Source organism: Criblamydia sequanensis CRIB-18 (assembly GCF_000750955.1).
Taxonomy (GTDB): Bacteria; Chlamydiota; Chlamydiia; order Chlamydiales; family Criblamydiaceae; genus Criblamydia; species Criblamydia sequanensis.
This window is the reverse complement of the sequence record NZ_CCEJ010000001.1, coordinates 165,896-182,984: the sequence shown is the minus strand read 5'-3', so window position 1 is coordinate 182,984 and position 17,089 is coordinate 165,896. Positions and strand designations below refer to the sequence as shown.

Annotated in this window: 18 protein-coding genes and 4 tRNA genes; 11 read left to right on the top strand and 11 right to left on the bottom strand. The window is 37.6% G+C overall.

Going from position 1 to position 17,089, the window contains the following annotated elements:
- Window positions 1-21: 21 nt before the first annotated feature.
- Window positions 22-495, bottom strand: a complete 474-nt coding sequence (locus tag CSEC_RS00695; RefSeq protein WP_041016487.1) for a hypothetical protein — start codon at window positions 493-495, stop codon at window positions 22-24.
- 213 nt (window positions 496-708) lie between these two features.
- Here CSEC_RS00695 and CSEC_RS00690 point away from each other — a divergent pair, with 213 nt between their 5' ends.
- Window positions 709-2,286 (top strand): hypothetical protein, encoded by a 1,578-nt coding sequence (locus tag CSEC_RS00690; protein ID WP_041016486.1) that lies wholly within the window; start codon window positions 709-711, stop codon window positions 2,284-2,286.
- A gap of 1 nt (window position 2,287) precedes the next feature.
- Window positions 2,288-2,596 (top strand): Rieske (2Fe-2S) protein, encoded by a 309-nt coding sequence (locus CSEC_RS00685; protein ID WP_041016485.1) that lies wholly within the window; start codon window positions 2,288-2,290, stop codon window positions 2,594-2,596.
- Here the strand turns inward: CSEC_RS00685 and CSEC_RS00680 are convergent.
- The 7 genes from CSEC_RS00680 to CSEC_RS00650 form a co-directional block, all read right to left on the bottom strand.
- Window positions 2,593-3,039 carry a type I restriction enzyme HsdR N-terminal domain-containing protein gene (locus tag CSEC_RS00680; protein WP_041016484.1) on the bottom strand — a complete coding sequence of 149 codons (447 nt, stop codon included), beginning with the start codon at window positions 3,037-3,039 and terminating at the stop codon, window positions 2,593-2,595. The genes CSEC_RS00685 and CSEC_RS00680 overlap by 4 nt on opposite strands.
- The gene (gene hpf / locus CSEC_RS00675; protein WP_041016483.1) at window positions 3,039-3,674 is read right to left on the bottom strand and encodes a ribosome hibernation-promoting factor, HPF/YfiA family; all 636 of its coding nucleotides are present in this window, start codon (window positions 3,672-3,674) and stop codon (window positions 3,039-3,041) included. The genes CSEC_RS00680 and hpf overlap by 1 nt, the downstream gene beginning before the upstream one ends.
- A gap of 169 nt (window positions 3,675-3,843) precedes the next feature.
- Complete coding sequence (locus CSEC_RS00670) at window positions 3,844-4,284, bottom strand: hypothetical protein (RefSeq protein WP_041016482.1); 441 nt, start codon at window positions 4,282-4,284, stop codon at window positions 3,844-3,846.
- A gap of 141 nt (window positions 4,285-4,425) precedes the next feature.
- The gene (locus tag CSEC_RS00665) at window positions 4,426-5,745 is read right to left on the bottom strand and encodes a glycine zipper family protein (RefSeq protein ID WP_041016481.1); all 1,320 of its coding nucleotides are present in this window, start codon (window positions 5,743-5,745) and stop codon (window positions 4,426-4,428) included.
- Window positions 5,746-5,830: 85 nt separating this feature from the next.
- Window positions 5,831-6,241 (bottom strand): GlcG/HbpS family heme-binding protein, encoded by a 411-nt coding sequence (locus CSEC_RS00660; RefSeq protein ID WP_041016480.1) that lies wholly within the window; start codon window positions 6,239-6,241, stop codon window positions 5,831-5,833.
- 80 nt (window positions 6,242-6,321) lie between these two features.
- On the bottom strand, window positions 6,322-8,196 hold the full coding sequence (locus tag CSEC_RS00655) for a hypothetical protein (RefSeq protein WP_041016479.1): 1,875 nt from the start codon (window positions 8,194-8,196) through the stop codon (window positions 6,322-6,324).
- Window positions 8,197-8,308: 112 nt separating this feature from the next.
- Window positions 8,309-8,809 (bottom strand): GNAT family N-acetyltransferase, encoded by a 501-nt coding sequence (locus tag CSEC_RS00650; RefSeq protein ID WP_041016478.1) that lies wholly within the window; start codon window positions 8,807-8,809, stop codon window positions 8,309-8,311.
- Window positions 8,810-9,191: 382 nt separating this feature from the next.
- Here CSEC_RS00650 and CSEC_RS00645 point away from each other — a divergent pair, with 382 nt between their 5' ends.
- Window positions 9,192-10,166 carry an alpha/beta hydrolase gene (locus CSEC_RS00645; protein ID WP_161780935.1) on the top strand — a complete coding sequence of 325 codons (975 nt, stop codon included), beginning with the start codon at window positions 9,192-9,194 and terminating at the stop codon, window positions 10,164-10,166.
- 75 nt (window positions 10,167-10,241) lie between these two features.
- Here the strand turns inward: CSEC_RS00645 and CSEC_RS00640 are convergent, their stop codons facing one another.
- Both CSEC_RS00640 and CSEC_RS00635 read right to left on the bottom strand, forming a co-directional pair.
- Window positions 10,242-10,841: a class IV adenylate cyclase gene (locus CSEC_RS00640; protein WP_041016477.1), complete on the bottom strand. Its 600-nt coding sequence runs from the start codon at window positions 10,839-10,841 to the stop codon at window positions 10,242-10,244.
- Window positions 10,842-11,055: 214 nt separating this feature from the next.
- A tRNA-Arg gene (locus CSEC_RS00635) sits at window positions 11,056-11,128 on the bottom strand.
- A gap of 8 nt (window positions 11,129-11,136) precedes the next feature.
- On the opposite strand from CSEC_RS00635, the gene recO reads away from it, so the two are divergent.
- Window positions 11,137-11,949, top strand: coding sequence for a DNA repair protein RecO (gene recO, locus CSEC_RS12880; protein ID WP_079977916.1), 813 nt, complete (start codon window positions 11,137-11,139; stop codon window positions 11,947-11,949).
- Here the strand turns inward: recO and CSEC_RS00625 are convergent.
- Entirely contained in the window at window positions 11,946-13,097 is a 1,152-nt protein-coding gene (locus CSEC_RS00625) for a phosphotransferase (RefSeq protein ID WP_041016475.1), read from the bottom strand. The two genes, recO and CSEC_RS00625, sit on opposite strands and share 4 nt — an antisense overlap.
- 140 nt (window positions 13,098-13,237) lie before the next feature.
- Between CSEC_RS00625 and CSEC_RS00620 the strand changes: the two genes are divergently transcribed.
- From CSEC_RS00620 to CSEC_RS00590, 7 genes are all read left to right on the top strand, one after another.
- Window positions 13,238-13,319, top strand: a tRNA-Leu gene (locus tag CSEC_RS00620).
- A gap of 84 nt (window positions 13,320-13,403) precedes the next feature.
- Window positions 13,404-14,198: an RMD1 family protein gene (locus CSEC_RS00615; protein WP_041016474.1), complete on the top strand. Its 795-nt coding sequence runs from the start codon at window positions 13,404-13,406 to the stop codon at window positions 14,196-14,198.
- Complete coding sequence (yidD, locus tag CSEC_RS00610) at window positions 14,195-14,422, top strand: membrane protein insertion efficiency factor YidD (RefSeq protein WP_041016473.1); 228 nt, start codon at window positions 14,195-14,197, stop codon at window positions 14,420-14,422. Before CSEC_RS00615 ends, yidD begins: the two co-directional genes overlap by 4 nt.
- 57 nt (window positions 14,423-14,479) lie before the next feature.
- Window positions 14,480-14,551 (top strand) — tRNA-Gly (locus CSEC_RS00605).
- A 94-nt stretch (window positions 14,552-14,645) separates the two neighbouring features.
- A tRNA-Gly gene (locus CSEC_RS00600) sits at window positions 14,646-14,717 on the top strand.
- Between the two features lie 205 nt (window positions 14,718-14,922).
- Window positions 14,923-16,242, top strand: a complete 1,320-nt coding sequence (gene tig / locus CSEC_RS00595) for a trigger factor (protein WP_041016472.1) — start codon at window positions 14,923-14,925, stop codon at window positions 16,240-16,242.
- Between the two features lie 187 nt (window positions 16,243-16,429).
- Window positions 16,430-17,053, top strand: a complete 624-nt coding sequence (locus CSEC_RS00590) for an ATP-dependent Clp protease proteolytic subunit (protein ID WP_041016471.1) — start codon at window positions 16,430-16,432, stop codon at window positions 17,051-17,053.
- Window positions 17,054-17,089: the final 36 nt, after the last annotated feature.

Genomic DNA, 17,089 nt, shown 5'->3' with positions numbered 1-17,089 from the left:
ACGACCCTTTTCATTAATAGATTAAAGAGGCTTCCATTTTTTTGAGCTGCCTAGTCTCTTGTACTTCTTCCGATGCTCTTCTTTAGAAAGTTTTTTTTCCGCACGTTTTTTTTCTTTGGGACTTTTTGAAGCTTCAATTTCTTCTGTTGTCTTTCCGGGAACACCGATTTCTTTGGCGTATTCCTCTCTCATTTTCATGATTTCATCTTTAAGCTCTAAAGCCCTTTTTAAAGCTTCCTTTTCATCTCCTTCAATGTCTATCGGGACTTCTTTAACGACCTCTGCCATTCGCTGCTTAGTCATGCCGAAATTTAGAAGCATTTCATCCGTGTCTTCTGAAAAACTGGTCACTTTGCTTTCTAAATCATCTAATTTTTCATTAATATCTTCGACTAAATCAAGATTCAAAGCTTCAGATTTATGTTTTGAAATTAAATCCATTATTTTTTTAATTTCATTTAGAGCTTTGTCTACGGTATCATCTTTTTCGGCCATAATTTCCCCTAAGGTTAACTTAGCTCATCCTCTAAATCTCCCAATAAAAAATTATCAAATTAAAAATATCTTTTCAATGGAGAGGAATCGTTTTGGTTTTAAAAAACCTAAGGAATAATGCTTTCCCCTTTAAAATTATTTTTTTATACTAAAAACTAAACGGGTTCCCACTTAAACACCTAAAAACCTGTAAACTAAGGCTTTATAAAAATCATGCGAAGCTACTGGGATCACCTCGAAGAAACCACAAAAAAAGAGAGTCTGAATAAAAAAGAGCCTGCTTTCCGAGCTTCAGCAATTTTTCCGGTCATGCAATCTCCTTTAATCCAATCTCGCGTCCTTTTCTTTGGATATTGGATGGTGAAAAGAAATATTCCGGCCATCGGCTTTGTAAAAACACTTAGAAGAAAAGATGGGACACTCTTAAGCAGAACCTTTTCACTCATTACAGAACCCAGGGCTTTCCGTGTGGAAGTTAAGGATATTTTAGAGGAATCGGAGTATGGAGAAGAATTGTTTGAAGGGTCTTTGGAACTTGAATTTTTTTCAAGCATGCCTCTTGTTTTTCCTTTTCCGGCAACCACTGTAAACTATTACGGGGCCGATTTCAGCACATTTGTTCACACAGCGGAGCGAATTTTTAACAATTATGAGGATTATCAGGCCAATACGGTTACAAAAGTTGCTGAAAGCGGCTTTAATATAACGTTGGCGAATGGCGGGAATCCCTTTTTTGCTTTTGTAAATGGTCCTAAAGAAGATAAAGATAAAAATATCAAAGCTACTTTTATTAATGCTAATGGAAATATCCAGGAGAATTTATTCCGTTTGGGAAAAGTCGCTCCTTACGAAACAAAATTTATTTATCCGGCAAAGGAAATTGATTTAGCCCCCTTTCTTAAAAATGAAATTGGAACACTAAAATTGAATTTCGATATAGAGTGGGCTTTTCCAAGATTACTTGTTGGTAATTTTCAAGATATTCCCTTTATTGCGTCCATCACCCACTCTTATTACGATTGCACAACCGCCACCTCGAAAAAAGACTACTGGTTGGATTCGGAAGAAAAATGGCATGACGCAAGTTTAATACTCCCTTTGCTAATTGAAGATGATCTTGAAACAACCCTTTCTTTCTACCCCATCTATACCCCTTCTCAATTTTCAATCGATGCTGAAATCTACACTTTAAATGGAACCCTAATCGGTAAAGGAAAACTTTTTGAAAATTTAGAATCAGAATCTCAATTCAAACGCTTTCCAATGAAAAATTTCGTTCGCAATTTCTTAGGTAAAGATCCCATAGAACCCCTTTCTATAAGGCTAATTGCTACAAAAACCGGAAAAGACCCTATTCCCTCAAGAATAAAAATTGCTTTAGACGTTACCCAAAAAAAGGAAATCCTTGGCTGTAATATTTGCACCAACCTTCAACCCTTTAATCCTGATTTTGAGAAGAAAAATAAATCGTTTAGATGGGCTCCTCTTGTTTTTGACACCCCGCATTTTTGTTTATTTATCATGAATTCTTCCCCTGAAAAGGATTATAAAAAATCTGATAAGATCCTTTTACAGTTTTATAGGGAAAGCGATTTGGAAATTTTAAGAAAAGAAATCGAAATTCCTCCACATGGAGCCTTTTTAATCGATACGACAAAAAGTGAAGACTTAGAAGCTTTTTTTCAAGGAAAAACCGGCTGGGTTACTGTTGAAAGCGGAAATCCTTATCTTGTAACTTATTATTTAGCCCTACATCCAAGCGGAGCTGTCGGCGGAGATCACGGATACTGATATGAGAACTAAAATTGCACTTTTAGAAGATATTCCGGTGGGTAAAGCAAGAATCGTATCTATCCCCGGGGGTGAAGAAATAGCCCTCTTTAATATTGAAGGAAAAATACTTGCTCTTTCCAATGAATGCCCGCATGACGGAGGGCCTCTTGGCGAGGGGACAATTGAAGACTGTAAAGTCACCTGTCCATGGCATGGATGGGAATTTAATATCGCGACAGGCGCTTGCACAAACGTCGAAGGAGAAGAGGCTAAGCGTTATGATATTGAAATTGAAAACGGTGAAATTTTTTTAGTGACAAAGACTTAAGAATCCTTTAATCGGGAAGCTTTAAGAACAAGTTCTTGATACGGAGGGATATGATAAAATGCAGGCTCTATTTTTCTAGCATCGCAAATCATTAATTCATTTTTTGAAGCCACTCCAAAAAAAGCTGCCTGCAAGTGAAAGTTATATCCTGAGGCTTGGTAGAAATCCTCCTCTTTAAGAGGCCCTTTTTTACACTCAATTAAAATCAAAGGTTTGAGCGTATCCTTAAAGGGAAAAAAACCGATGATATCCGCTCTTCTTTTGGGAATTTTTTTCGATTCAAAAAGAAAATTCTTAAGCCTTGCTTCCACAGAAAGAAGGTTTTTCGGAAATCCAAGATTTTTTACCATGAGATGCAAAAAAAATTGCCTCACGCCTTCCTCAGGTGTAGAGGCAATCCATTTATTTCTTGAAAGACAAAACAATTTATCGGCCGCAGGCATTAACTTTCTATTTCAATTACCCCGTAATTGCCTTCTTTTCTTTTATAAATCACCTTTAGCTTTTGATCTTCTTCCGATCGAAAAATTAAAAAAGAATCTCCTGAAAGATCCATTTTCATAACAGCTTCATCGAGGTTCAAGGTTTTTAAAGGCCTAGTCTCAGAGTCCACAACTTTATGAGATCTATAACTGTCTATAAGAGCACGGTTATTTTCTGATTCAATTTCATCGTTGATTTCCTTGAGATCACTCCCACCTAAACCTAAAACATTAACTTTCATATCTATGGATGAAAGGTTTTTTGCGGTATGATCTTGCAGTCGGCTCTTATACTTCAAAAGCTGAGTCTCTAATTTATGCACAGCTTTATCAATTGACGCGTACATGTCGTTACTTGTAGCTGAACTTTTAATTTTTAGATGTCCGACTGTCATATAAAGGTCAACACGGTGCTCAGCTCTCTGGATGTCCATACGTATAGCAACATCAATAATGCGATCAGTGAACTTTTCAATTCGAGATAGTTTCTCTATAGCATAATCTTTCATTGCGTCTGTTACAAGAACATGCCTTCCGGTAACAGAAATATTGTAGCCATTATCTACGAATTCAAGAGCTTTCATTTTTCGGGTCATACATACCTCATACGTCTTAACATAGCCTTTAAAATTTAGGTCTATCTCTAAGTAGGCCTTCTTAAAGGTTTACATTCTTATTATAATGGGATTAGCGAAGATCCTCAAGTTCAACTTAAAAATTTTAATCAATTTTCTTAGATACTCTAATCTATTGATTATTAAAATTTTATAAACTGAACGTCCTTTTGTTCAATTGTCTGATAAGAAGATTTGTAAAAAATTTATTCATAAACCACGTGTCTTCAAGGAGTTTTGCTGCAAGCTCCTGTGGTGTAGAAATTTTTTGATGGGTTGCCTTCAGTATTTCTTGCGCTTTTGCGGAAACAATTTCCACATCTCTAAATAATAGGGCAGGTATTAAAAAAAGAAGATTTAATAACAAAGCAGTTTTTGGGAATTTTTTTAAACAAAAGAAAGTGATGGTTCCTAAACCCAAGAAAATGGTGGTGGAGTAGCTTGCTACTTCCTCACTTAACTCAAGGCATTCTTCCCAGGCTTTCTTTCTCTTAAGGGTGTTTTTCTCTCCCCTATTGATTTCCATAAATCTTTCAAAAAGAGAGGGCGTACGAGGAGAAGCAGTTATATATTTTTGGACTTCACATGACATTGAAATGTTCCCTTTAAAAAATTTTGCCCTCATTTTTAAAGGAAATTTCAATTTTTAGAAAATTAAAACTGAAGCTATTAAACATTAAGGGAGCTTTTTTAAAAGTAACTAAACAAAAAATCCCTCTTGAGAGGGATTTTTTTAATTTTCTTTTTCACCTTCATCTTTTTTTGGATAAGTGAGAGCTAAAGGCTTTTCTACTCCTATGATGGAAGAATTTCGAATAAGCTCTCGAATGATCATTATCCCATGATGGGCAAGCGGACCTTTGTAATTACAAGCTGGAAAATCATTGATAACGGCATCAAAAGTAATAGGAAGCGTCAATGTTCTTAAAGGTCCGGTTCTTGTACATAAGTTGCCTATAAAGTCCGTTTCCATAGAATAAGAATGATACTCTACAATAGGATTTATTTTTCGGTTCCAGCCTAAGTTATTGCAGATTTCAGACATTTCTGTATCTAAGCGAAGCCCCGGGCCATTAAAGGCATGGATTTCATCCGCTTGGGTAGCGGTCGTTGCTGCTAAATAACCTGCAAGAGAGTGGCCTACAACAGTTAGTTTAACACTTTGATTAATTAAGCCGCGCTCTCTTAAAGCCACTATGTAATCATCTGTCGCTTTAACATAGGAAAGAAGAGTTGGGTAGCCATCCATGACTGTTAAACATTGGACTGTTTCTGAAGCCCCATTTATGCCGCCGCCAAAAAAAGCGCCGCTAATGCCAACGGCTCCGGCAGCCGTTGCAGCAATCGGAAAGCTTGCAAGACCAATACCTAAGGCTGCTGCGCCTATAATACCGCCTGTGAGAACACCGAAAGCACCGCCCTTAGCGATTCCCTCCCCAATACTTTTCGCAACCCTGCTTGCTACCTCAAAAACCCGGCTTGAATCGTTGTCTCCTAAAACACGAACTTCTAGAAGGGCTTTAAATTTTTCCAAAACCCCTTCTTCGATCTCATACCCATACCTTGTCGAAACTCTCTCGTTCACTTTTTGGATCGATTGGTAGAGATCTTCATTTGATTTATGACGCCCGATTCCCATATCTGCAATCAGATTTTTAATCATAGTCAACAGGTCTTGATCTAGCTCGGTTCCTCTAATGGCGAGAACAACCTCTCCTTCTTTGCCGAAAGCTTGAAGTTTTAGTCCTGTGGGGAGAAAAACTCCCAAATCAGTTGGAGTGGGCAATAGTTGATTGCCAAAAACTTCTTCAATTTCATCCAACTCGCGGTACATGATCGCAGCATAAGACGCCATCTCTAGGGCTCTTTCTTTTTCTTCCTTATTTGGATAAATATTACTCGCTTTGATAGCCTTAAAAGCTCTGACCTCAAGGGCAGTTTCGGGCAATTGATTAAGCTCTTTAAAGAAGGGAAGAGAGCTTTCTTGCATAGAATCAATAACTTCAAAACTTAGATCGTGAAGCTCTGGGAGATTGGGGCCGATAGAATTCATTTTTTATCCTTTAATTTAAAATTAAAGGAAAATAGTATAGATTAATATATTAATTAAAATAAATTTATAATTAAGATTTTGTAAATTATAAAGACCTTGCCCCGTACTCAGCCACTTCCTGATCCTGATCCCCGGATCCCCCGCTTACTCCAATGGCCCCGACTACTTGTCCATTTTTTTTGATAGGCAATCCACCTGCAAAAATCATGATCTTTTCTTGATTTGAGAGATGGATGCCATAGAATTGCTTGCCGGGCTGAGAATTTTCGCCCAATTCCTTAGTAGAAATATCAAAGGCCCGAGAGGTAAAGGCCTTTTTTATCGAGATATCAATGCTTCCAATCCAAGCCCCGTCCATTCTCTCGTGGGCAATTAGATTTCCGCCGGCATCAACAACTGCTATATTCATTGGCTGCCCAATTTCAATAGCCTTTTTTTCTGCCGCTGCAATGATCTTTTTCGCTTCTTCCAAGTTTAAAGACTCTATGACTCTCATATTCCTCCGAAAAGATAGTTATCGGTTTAATATAAGAAATAACATAGTTAAATTTTAATTTAGAAGAGTTTATAAATAAATTATTCTCGTTGCTTTTTATAAAATTTTATCGTTTGTAAAAGAGATTGATAACGCCACCTAACCTCTGAGCCATCCGGCAAATAAGATATTCCCTTCTTCTCGCAAACATTATTAATTAATTTTTCTTCCTCTTTTGTTACCCCACTATTGCAGGCTGTAATCAAAACCTCTAACTTTTCAAAATTATTCACTAATTTAAGAATAGCATTAAGTTCCACATCGACATCACCGATGTAAAGACCTCTCAAGTTCCTTCTTAAATGTTCGTTTTCTGTCAAATAATACCCTGCCTTATTGACACCGTCGATTCCATTATTTTGAGATAAACCCAAAACGGAAAGTGCAGGGAAATTATTGAACAGCACAAAGGCTTCCGGCGTCAAAGCATTACCCCTTATCTCCAGTTCGCTTAGTGTTCTAGAAAGAGGAGTTCCGATCCAGGATTTAAGGACATCGTCATTCACCCAACCGCAATTGTTAATTCTCAGGGAATCAAGAGATAAATTGCCTAAAAAATTATAAGCTTCTCCCCTAATGTCTGTGGTTTGAAGGCCTTCAATCGAAAGAGCCTTTAACGTTTTTGCCGCTTCTCCATGAGTTAAGAGTTGCCAACCCTCTAAAGAAGTTCCGCTTTTTCTATGAAAGCTCAAGTCAAGTTCAACTAAGGAAAGTCCGGCTAAATGAGAAAATTCACGAGGTCCAAACCCGCTATTATCTTTGTCTCCCAAACGTCTCATTGTCAAATGAGAAAGCTTCCTCATATTCTGAAGGCCAAGGAAAGGCTCATCATCCAAATTTACGCGCCTGCAATTGGCAAGGACTAGTTTTTCTAATTGAGTCAGGGTAAAAATTGTTTGCATAATCTTTGCATCAAGAATCACCTCTTTTCCAAGAATCAAGACATCCAAATTTTTACCATTAGACTTTAAATATTCCTGAAATTTTTGAGATTCCACAAACCAAGACCCTGCGCCAACATACTCTTCACTTGGGGTAATCTCTAAATGCTTTAGCTCCGTGAAGTTTTTTAAGGCCTCTATCATTTCATCTGTAACTTTATACACATATTTTAAGTGAAGTTTAGTCACAGTTTTTTGCAAGGTTGGGGAAGTTAAAACCGGCATTAAATTATAGTCAAAACCTGATTCCAAAGTTAACTTATTTAGATTTTTATACTGCGCAATGGGAGGAAACACTGAATCTCCGCAATCAAATACAGAACAGCTGAGTGTCGTCATATTTTCTTGAAAATAGGTTTGCGATAGCAAACTGACAATATCTTTTGAGGTCCAATCCCTAAAGGAGGAATAGTCCAGGGAAAGGGTGTTTAATTTCACCATTTTCTTAATTTCATTAAGTGCATTTGTAGTGCAGCCTGGAATAGCAAATCCAAATACAACAAAGCTAGTTAAGTTAACGCATTTTTCAGCAATTTTAGCTACCAATTCATCATCCACAGCCATAAGGAGGGTAATTTCAAGAAGCTCATCCCCTCTTTCATCGACAATTTTTTTCACTTCTTCAAGAGAAAGACTAAAGGCAAATAACTTTGTCGGATCCTGTTCTTTAAGCTCTAACCTGTTTGAGGAATACTTCTCTTCTTTTTTATGAATTGCCATAGTTTTTGCAAAAAGGGGAAGATCGTTTCTCATTGCCTCTATAGAAGACATGACTTTTTGCAAGTTCGGATTGTCTTTACTGATCTTTCTTCTTAGAAGATCTTCATAAAGTTTCTGAAGTTCTAAAAGGGAATAGCTTTCTAAATTTTCAAGTCTTGATTCCAAAGATCTATCAATTGGATTATTAACTTTCGTTCTGGGCAGTTCATAACTTGATGTCGTAGACCCGCCGCTAAGCCATGTAAGAAGTTGCATAAGAATATTCCTTTTTTTAAGAGAATTGAAAATCGTCCTCTTAAAAAAAACCAAACAAAGAAAAATGTCAACGACAAGAAAAAAACCTTATAAAGGCTTTAGAATTTAAAAATCAGTAGCTTGTTATCTTTTGCAAATGCTCCTTTTCTAGATGTACTTGGATGAGATTTTCCTTTAAAATACCGCCAATTTTTTTATAGAAGTTAATAGCTTCCCTATTCCATGAAAAAACATGCCATTCAAGGCGGCAGCAATTTCTTTGCAAGGCATATTGAGCCAATCTCTTTAAAAAGCGGGTGCCGATCCCCAAATCTCTATATTCAGGCTTTACATAAAGATCTTCCAAATAGAGGATGGGGAAGCCTTGATTGGCAGAAAATCCGTAATAATATAAAGCGTAGCCGACAACCTTTTCATCAACCTCAGCAAATTCCGTATAAAAATAGGGTTTATCCTCGAATCCAAAGGTTTTTAGGCTCTCTATATTTATCGGTAAAACCGCGAGATCTTTTCCTTCATACTCTGCAAGCTCTAAAATGAGATCAAATAGAATGGCTTCTTCCCCTGATTTTGCAGGTCTTATCAAAAAATGGGTCGACTCTAATGCCTTCATACTACCTTCTAAACTTATAAATGAAAGAGAGGTCCATAGGGAAAATAAAAAAAATTTAATCATAATTTTTTAAAGCGAAAAGTATAAAGGGTTAAAATTCAATCTTATTTTTAATAGGCGCAAGGGGAATTCTTATTTAGAAGCACCTTCAGCTTTATAGAAATTAGTCAATTTGACCTCTTGACCCGATACCTCAGAATCAAAAAAATTTGACGCTAGCAACATTAAATTCCAAAAATAACCGCACAAGTGTATTCTAAAGTCATTCAAATCATTTAATTTATCACAAGAAATGAATAAACGAGCTAAAAATTTTTGTAGGCTTTCACTTTTTATTTTTAGTATTTTTACGCTGCTTTATGTCTATTACGGAAATATAAATATGAAATCTGAAAACAGGGTCGACCTTTTTAAGGACACTAACTTTAAAGCATTTATCGATCGGCAAAAGGAACTTGAAACAAATTCATCAAATCTTTCTCTTGCTGAAGAGCGAAAAATGAATGCTCAATCGATGTCTGAATATTATAAAGAGCGTGAATCTGTTAATCGGATTGTGGATTTTGAAATTCCGGGGCGCGATAACCATAAAATACCTTTAAGAATCTATATCCCGAATGCAACCACAAGCTTACCTGTAATGGTCTATTTTCATGGAGGAGGGTGGGTCTTTGGAAGTGTTGAGGAAGCAGATGCTGTTTGCCGAAGGCTCTCAAATCATCTTGGGTGCATTATAGCTTCAGTTGATTATCGCTTAGCTCCCGAGTTTCCTTTTCCAAAACCTTTAGAAGATGCTTATGAAGCTGTAAAATGGGTCTCTAAAAATACCTATCTTTTTGGCGGAGATGGAGAAAATGTATTTGTCGGAGGGGAAAGCGCAGGGGGAAATCTGGCCGGAGCTGTTGCTTTAATGGCAAGGGATAATAATGGCCCTAAACTCTCAGCTCAATTACTCATTTACCCTGTTATCAGCCCTTTCATCTTAGATGAGATTTATGATAAGTGTCCGGATCAATATTTCCTTACCAAAGAGGCTATGAAATACTTCTGGAGTCAGTATATTCAAAATGAAGAAGATTTAAAAAACCCTTACGCGGCCTTGGACTTTAGCTCAAAACTAGAAAATCTCCCAAAAACGCTTATTGTAACAGCCGAATATGACCCTTTAGCTTATGACGGTGAGAAATACTCCTCTCAGCTTCAGAATGCAAAAGTCACTGTCATACACAAATCATTTGCCGGTCTCATTCATGGCTTTCTTGATATTACACTTTATGAAGAGTCTCAAAAAGTTGAATGGACAAAAGAAATCGGCGAACTTTTACGAAAACTTGACGTTTTGAAAAGGCCAAAATAGGGATTTTACGTTAATTGAAATTTAAGTTCAGGAAAATTATCCCTCACTTTCCGAGCGATTACATTTCTCCTCTATCTATTTAAAAGCCAGGTATTCTATTTCATGTGCAAATGTGGCTCTTATATTGGATAGAGGCAATTGTAATTGCCGAAATTTTGCCACCATAAGCTCGCCATAGTTTTGCCGAACAGGTGAACAAGATGTTAAATTCAATAAAAAAACAATTTGGTTGATGGCAATTTCTGAGGGGCCTTCAATTTCAATAAATGACCCAATAAACGGCAACTTATCTAAAACAATCTCGCAATCGTTATAAACGAATGTCCAACGTTCTTTTTCTGCGGCTTCATTGGGGTTTAATCCTTGACTTGCAAGCTGTTCATGAACTTTTTCTCCGTCGGCAGATAAAAATTCAAGCTCAATTCTATTTGTCATGCCGCTTGGTAACTCTACTCTTGGACTTTTAAGAGCAATCGTTTTCTTTTCACCATTAGAGCGTATCCTAATGACTAGATCTTGTTTTTTAAGCTGTCCGTCAGGTGTATCATAATATTCATCAAGCTGGTGCATATGGGATTGAGCCGTCCCAAATAATCTTATGCAAGAATTAAATACTTCTTGAAAATGTTCTTCCGAACAGATTTGAAGTTTTATCTCTAATTCATTTAATTTCATAAAGTCGTGTCCCCATTATTTCATTTCATTTGAGCTTGGATACCATCCTAAGGTAATCGGAAGCCTGAAATTTCTCCAGTAGTTCCAAATTTTTGCATCCATTTTCCGTTAGGCGGCAAAAATGATCCAAATTTGGTGAGATGAATTTAAAAAATAAGAAGCGTGTCAGCCCTTAAATGAGAAAGGCGCTTTCCATCAGGAAGCGCCTTGGGTTTGCACCGAAGAGGACTCGAACCTCTAACCACCCGGTTCGAAGCCGGATACTCTATCCATTGAGCTATCGGTGCAAAAAAAGATGAATGAATCATACTCTGATTCTTGTTTTTTGCAAAAGAAAATCTCTTTAAAATTTAAGGAATTAGGGCTTTTCTTTTTCTCTTGCTCTTCCCATACTAAGGTTAAAAAATTAGAAATTATGTCTCAAAAGCCCTTATTTCGAAGCGAAGCTCTTATTCTGTCAACGACTCCCTATGGAGAAGGGCATGCTATTTTAAATGTTTTTACAAAAGATAGGGGTGTTTTACCCTTTTTTGTTCAGAATGCCCTAAAAAAAAGATCAGCCCCTTTTTTTCAAGACCCTTTAAGTCATGTTGAGATTCTATACCAGGAAGGCCAGGGGGATTTTTTTAAGGGAAGAGAAACCTCGATCATAAACTTATTTCTTGAAATGCGCTCCAACTATGAAGCTTTAATGACAGCTTTTGATATAGCAGGTGTGGTACTCTCTTCACAAATGCCTGAAAAGCCCGCCCCCCTTCTTTTTGACTTGGCGATTTGTTACCTTGAAAGACTAACTTCCATGAAAGACCCTTGGATTCTTTCAGCAAGTTTTAGGCTGAAAACACTCCTTTTAGAGGGTTTATTTAAAATAGCGCCTACTTGCACTCTTTGCGAGACCGCTTTAAACAAAAGTTATTTACAAGAGGGAATGCTTCTCTGCTCCCATTGCAAGGAAGAAACGCAATGCTTTTCTTTAAACGAAGAAGACAGAGAGCTGCTTTTAAAACTCGCCCACTGCAAAAATTTTAAAGAAATTGACACTCTCCACCTTCCTTTGCATTTCAAAAAAATGACGAACTCATTCTTCCAAGAAAGAATTTCTTGTTAAATACGGGAATTAAGCTCTTTGAGTCTATCTAACACAATTTTTTTGCCGATTTCCTTTGTTTCTGATAAAACTCTTTCTTCTTCATCTAAAAAACGAGGGATCGCTTTTAGGGTTTCAATTAAAGTGAAGAAATCCGACAGCCCAAAATCAAGGATTTTTCCTCCTGAGTTCCCTTCTAAAAAGGATTTAGAAAAATCATCGGCATCTTCTTGAGTTAATCCAAAAAGTTTCCAACTTAAAATATTTGAGAGAACATTATGCACATCAAAATAAGGGATTCCATGAGGAACATTTTTCTTTTGAAACGATAGAAATGAACTGGATAGATCAAAAATGAAACTGTTGTAGTTCAAGTCAAGGCCCATATTGCCAAAATGCAGGTCGCCATGCATGAAGCCAACCGGAAATTTCGTATTAAAAAAAAGGCTTAGCTTTTCATTAAAATATTTTTTTAATCCATCTACTTCTATCAAGGGTTCTTGTTGGTTTCTAAGAAGAAATTCGGCCCTCTTATATAGCTCTAAAAGGGGTTGCTTAAATAGCGCCTTAAGTTTTTTTTCCCCTAAATCCCCTTTGCAATAGTGCCATTCATTCAGGCTTTTTCCGAAAGATAAAAAACTTTCTTCCATCTCTTTTTTAAGTTTGTTTTTTTCAAGATAACTCTTCATCAACATGTCGAAGGTATGGGTATCTACTTTCGGCATAAGAAAAAAAATTCTTTTAGAATGGGCAAGACTGATTTTTGCTGCCTTAATAATAGGCGGGGTAGAGAGGGATTTTAGCTTAAGTCTGTGAAATACATCCGAGGCTATCGCTTCTTCAAAAGCTTCTATTAGATTCGTTTGATAAACTTTTAAGACGTATCTATTTTCCCCGGAAATAACTTCATAAAGGCGATTGCCGCTAAAAGGTTCAATCGGGCCTGTTTTTAAATTTATTAGAGAGAGAGGCTCCTCAAGACCCTTTAAAAAATGAAGAATCGAGTCTTTTTCACTTTTCGGATCAGTTGAACTCTCCAAAGATTCAAAAAAAGAATTATAAACCTCTTGCTCCCTTTCGCAAAACCCCGCCCAAGAGGTTTCTCTCGATCCAATTTTGGCCTTCTCAAATAAAGCTTGAAAGAGTTGATGGGAAAATGGTGCAGTCATAAAGAGTCCTTTAAGGTAGGAACACTATGAATCATACATAAAAAATAAAATAAATTTTCTAAAAAAAGGTTTTTAGAAAAAAAATAGATTTTTTCTTGCCAGCAAGAACTCTCTTATGCTAAGTTAATAGGCGTTTTAAAGCGAAAGTGGCGAAATGGCAGACGCACTACCTTGAGGTGGTAGCGAGGTTTCCTCATGGGGGTTCAAGTCCCCCCTTTCGCAAATTTTAATTCCTTCCTCTAGACTCTTGCACTAAATTTCCTCCTAGTCCATTTTCAAAAATAAAAGTAACCATGAAATTAATCTATGGAATGCTACTCAGTTTGCACAGCCGCCTCTTATTTAACTAAAGCGTTAGACGACTTTTTTAGACAAACTAGAAATGCCGCGAGGCATAGGGAAGTCATTTATGTAAATTGGATCGGTTCCCAAGGAGAAAGAGGGGATGTTTTCTTCTTTCCCTATGGAGCTTTTGTTTCCTGGGGCTTAAACTTTGATGAAGTTAAAAAAATAAGAGAAGAAATTCGCCCATTTGAGGAAACTTCTTTAGATCCTTTTGAAAAGGATAAAATTCATTTTTCAATTAACGGTAAATCCTCATTTAAAAATGACCTTATTTCTCTTGCCGATGATAACTTATTGACAAAACTTGCTTTTTCTCACGGCCTTGCTCAGTCTGTGAAGCTTGGAACTTTTGAAATCATGATCCAAAGCAATTTTGAAAAAACCAAATATTTGCCTGAAGCGCTCGCGAAACACGGCCGTATTCCCCTCTCTAGAAAAGAGATTCGCCGGTGCATGGGGATTCTTTTTCTGGAAAGAAGCTCTATCAATCTACACGTCAATGTTTTAGATACGCCTGAATTTTTTTGGGAGTACCCGCAATATGAGTCCATCTATCAGATGACAGCCGTAGAGCTTGATTTACAGCCAAGAGCTAAGGCTCTTAACCATCAACTTGATGTGATGCACGATCTATTCGAAATGCTTGGCAATGAATTAAATCATCAACATTCAAGCCGGCTTGAGCTTGCCATTATTATATTAATTATTCTTGAAGTAGCCCTTGTTTTTTTTCATGACATTTTAAAACTTATATGAAATCTCTTTCTCTCGCTTTAATTAAAATCTATCAACTGGCTATAAGCCCCTTCCTTGGAAACGTCTGCAGATTCTATCCAAGCTGTTCTCACTATGCCCATGAAGCCATTTCAAACCATGGATTTTTTAAAGGCTTCTATCTTACCATGAAAAGACTTCTTGTTTGCGGGCCTTGGTCAAAAGGCGGCTATGATCCCGTGCCTGAAGTTAAAAAAGAAGATTGACTTCCATTTTTGTTGCATAAAAAAACAACCTCTATCTATACTTACGGCTCAAGTTAAGCGGGTGTAGCTCAGTGGTAGAGCATCACGTTGCCAACGTGAGGGTCGTGAGTTCGAGCCTCATCACCCGCTAATAGGTTTTTTTAGACTACTTTTAAAATGAGCTGCCTAAAGCTAATTTTTTTTTCATGTCCAAAAAAGTCAAAAACATCAAGCCTTACTAATTGCGGGTGTAGCTCAGTGGTAGAGCATCACGTTGCCAACGTGAGGGTCGTGAGTTCGAGCCTCATCACCCGCTTATCTAAATTCTTTCAAAAACAATCAAATTTTAATTCAATTCTTCTTAAAAAAACTTCCTCTCGATTCCTTCCACGATTTTCTGGATTTTTTTGTCTCAATAGATCATAATGGCTTTTCTTGAAACCTTTTTTGCTTAAGTTTCAAAACTTAAATCTTCAAAGGGCAACTGAAAACTAAATAAATTTGTAATTGGAGATCATCCTTTGTCTCAGAATCATCCCTCCCAACAAGAATTTCAAAATAGCGACTATAAAGTTCTTTTAACTAGAGATAGCGGTTGCCGTGTCAGCTTTAAAATCGAGGTAGGGGGGCAAGCTGTAAAATCCCTTCTCCAAAAGGCGGTAAAAGCTGTAAATAAAGGCATCTCGCTTCCCGGGTTTCGAAAAGGTAAAGTTCCTGAAAATTTGGTTATCCAACATTTTTCTAAAGATGTTGAAAAAGAATGGAGAAATGAAGTTTTACAAGAAGCTTTTGTCCATGCCATGCGCTTAACTGAAGTTCATCCCTTTAGAAAAGATAGCGTCCAGGGAGCTAAAATTCCATTTTTGAGCAGGGAAGGCGCTGAAGTCATTGTCGAATTTGAAGCGATGCCCGATATCCCGGAAATTGATATTTCTAAAGTAAAATGGGATCAAATTGAGCCGGAAGCTGTCACTGAGACCAAAATCAATCAAATTATAGAAGATATCCGCTATCAATACGCGGACTGGACGGCAGTGGCTAATCGTCCTGTTCAGGAAGGGGATTTTGTTGATGTTGACATTGAAGATCTCGATGTTCCGGGGAAATTTATCTGCCAAAATACCCGCATTGAAGTGGCCAAAGGAAAGCTTGGAACCTGGCTTCACGAGCTCCTTCTCGGCATGAATATCGATGAAAAAAAAGAAGAGACAAGCCGTGAGGAAGAAGGCGCTCATAACCCGAACTTCCACCCTGTTCGCTGCCTTGTCACTGTAAAAGGCATCAATGTCAGCTCCCTCCCCCCCCTTGATGATGAGCTAGCTAAAAAAGTTGGTCTTCAGACGGCAGCCGAATTGCATGATCGCATTGCAAGCGACTTAAAAAGAACTCATGAGGAAGTAGCTCGTGAAAAGACCCGGCATAATCTTGAGCGCGCTATTGCAAGAACCTACACTTTCGAAATACCAAATTCGATTATTGCTGCAGAGACAAACAAGGCGCTAACAAGAAAAGCTGAGCAATTAACCAGCCATGCAAGGGGTGAAAAAAGCCTTGCCGAAGAGATGAGCGCTTATGAAGAAGAACTAAAAAATGAAGTAGAAGAAAGCTGCCGCTGGCATTTTATTGCTCAAAAATTTGCAAGCAAGCACAACATTGAAGTAGACCGTCAAGAAGTGATCTCCGAACTTGTCAAAAGACGCTATCTCAATCCTGAAACCGGAAGAGCTGAGTCTGCAAGACAAGATGAGACTCCAAATGATGTGCTAATCACCGTTTATAATCACTTGATTAGCGATAAGGTAGCTGATTTACTTTTAGCACAAAAAAAATCAGGGGACTAGTTTTTAGGTTCTTAAGATACTTAAAATCTTGCCTGTCTTTAAGAATCAAAAAAGGAAGTAAGGCTTACTTCCTTTTTTAAATTGCTTGATTTTGCTAAAGCCTTATATAAATATAATGAATTGAAAAAAACACTTCCTTTGGCTTAATAAGGATAGTGATTTCGAAGGATCAATAGAAGGATTAGACATGTACCAAGACGATAAACGAAGAACGCTCGCTTCTTTAACTCCCTACGTTATAGAAGATACAGGCCGGGGCGAACGCTCTATGGATATCTTTTCAAGGTTATTAAAAGACCGTATTGTATTTATCGGTACAGATATTACGGATCATGTAGCTAATGTCGTTGTAGCGCAGCTTCTTTTCCTCCGAATGGAAGACCCGAAAAAAGACGTCAACATCTATATCAATTCCATGGGCGGGTACATCACGGCCGGTCTTGCCATTTTCGACACCCTGAAATGGATGTCTTGCAACGTGAATACCTACTGCATTGGCCAAGCCTCTTCTATGGGTGCTTTCCTCCTTGCTGCAGGAACTAAGGGACGTAGATACGCTCTCCCGAACAGCCGGATCATGATTCACCAACCCTCAGGCGGCGTCGGCGGCAGAGCCGAAGATGTACGCATTCAGGCTAAAGAAATTCTTTTCATGAAGAAAAGGTTGAACGAAATCTTGGCTTTATGCACCGGACAGCCCATCGAAAAAATCGCCCAAGATTCAGAAAGGGATTTCTTTATGAGCCCTGAAGAAGCGAAAAATTACGGTCTTATTGACGAAGTGGTGGCGCAGTCAACACCTGCCAAATAAGATCATAAGAAAAAGCTTAATCTTCTCATTTTTAGA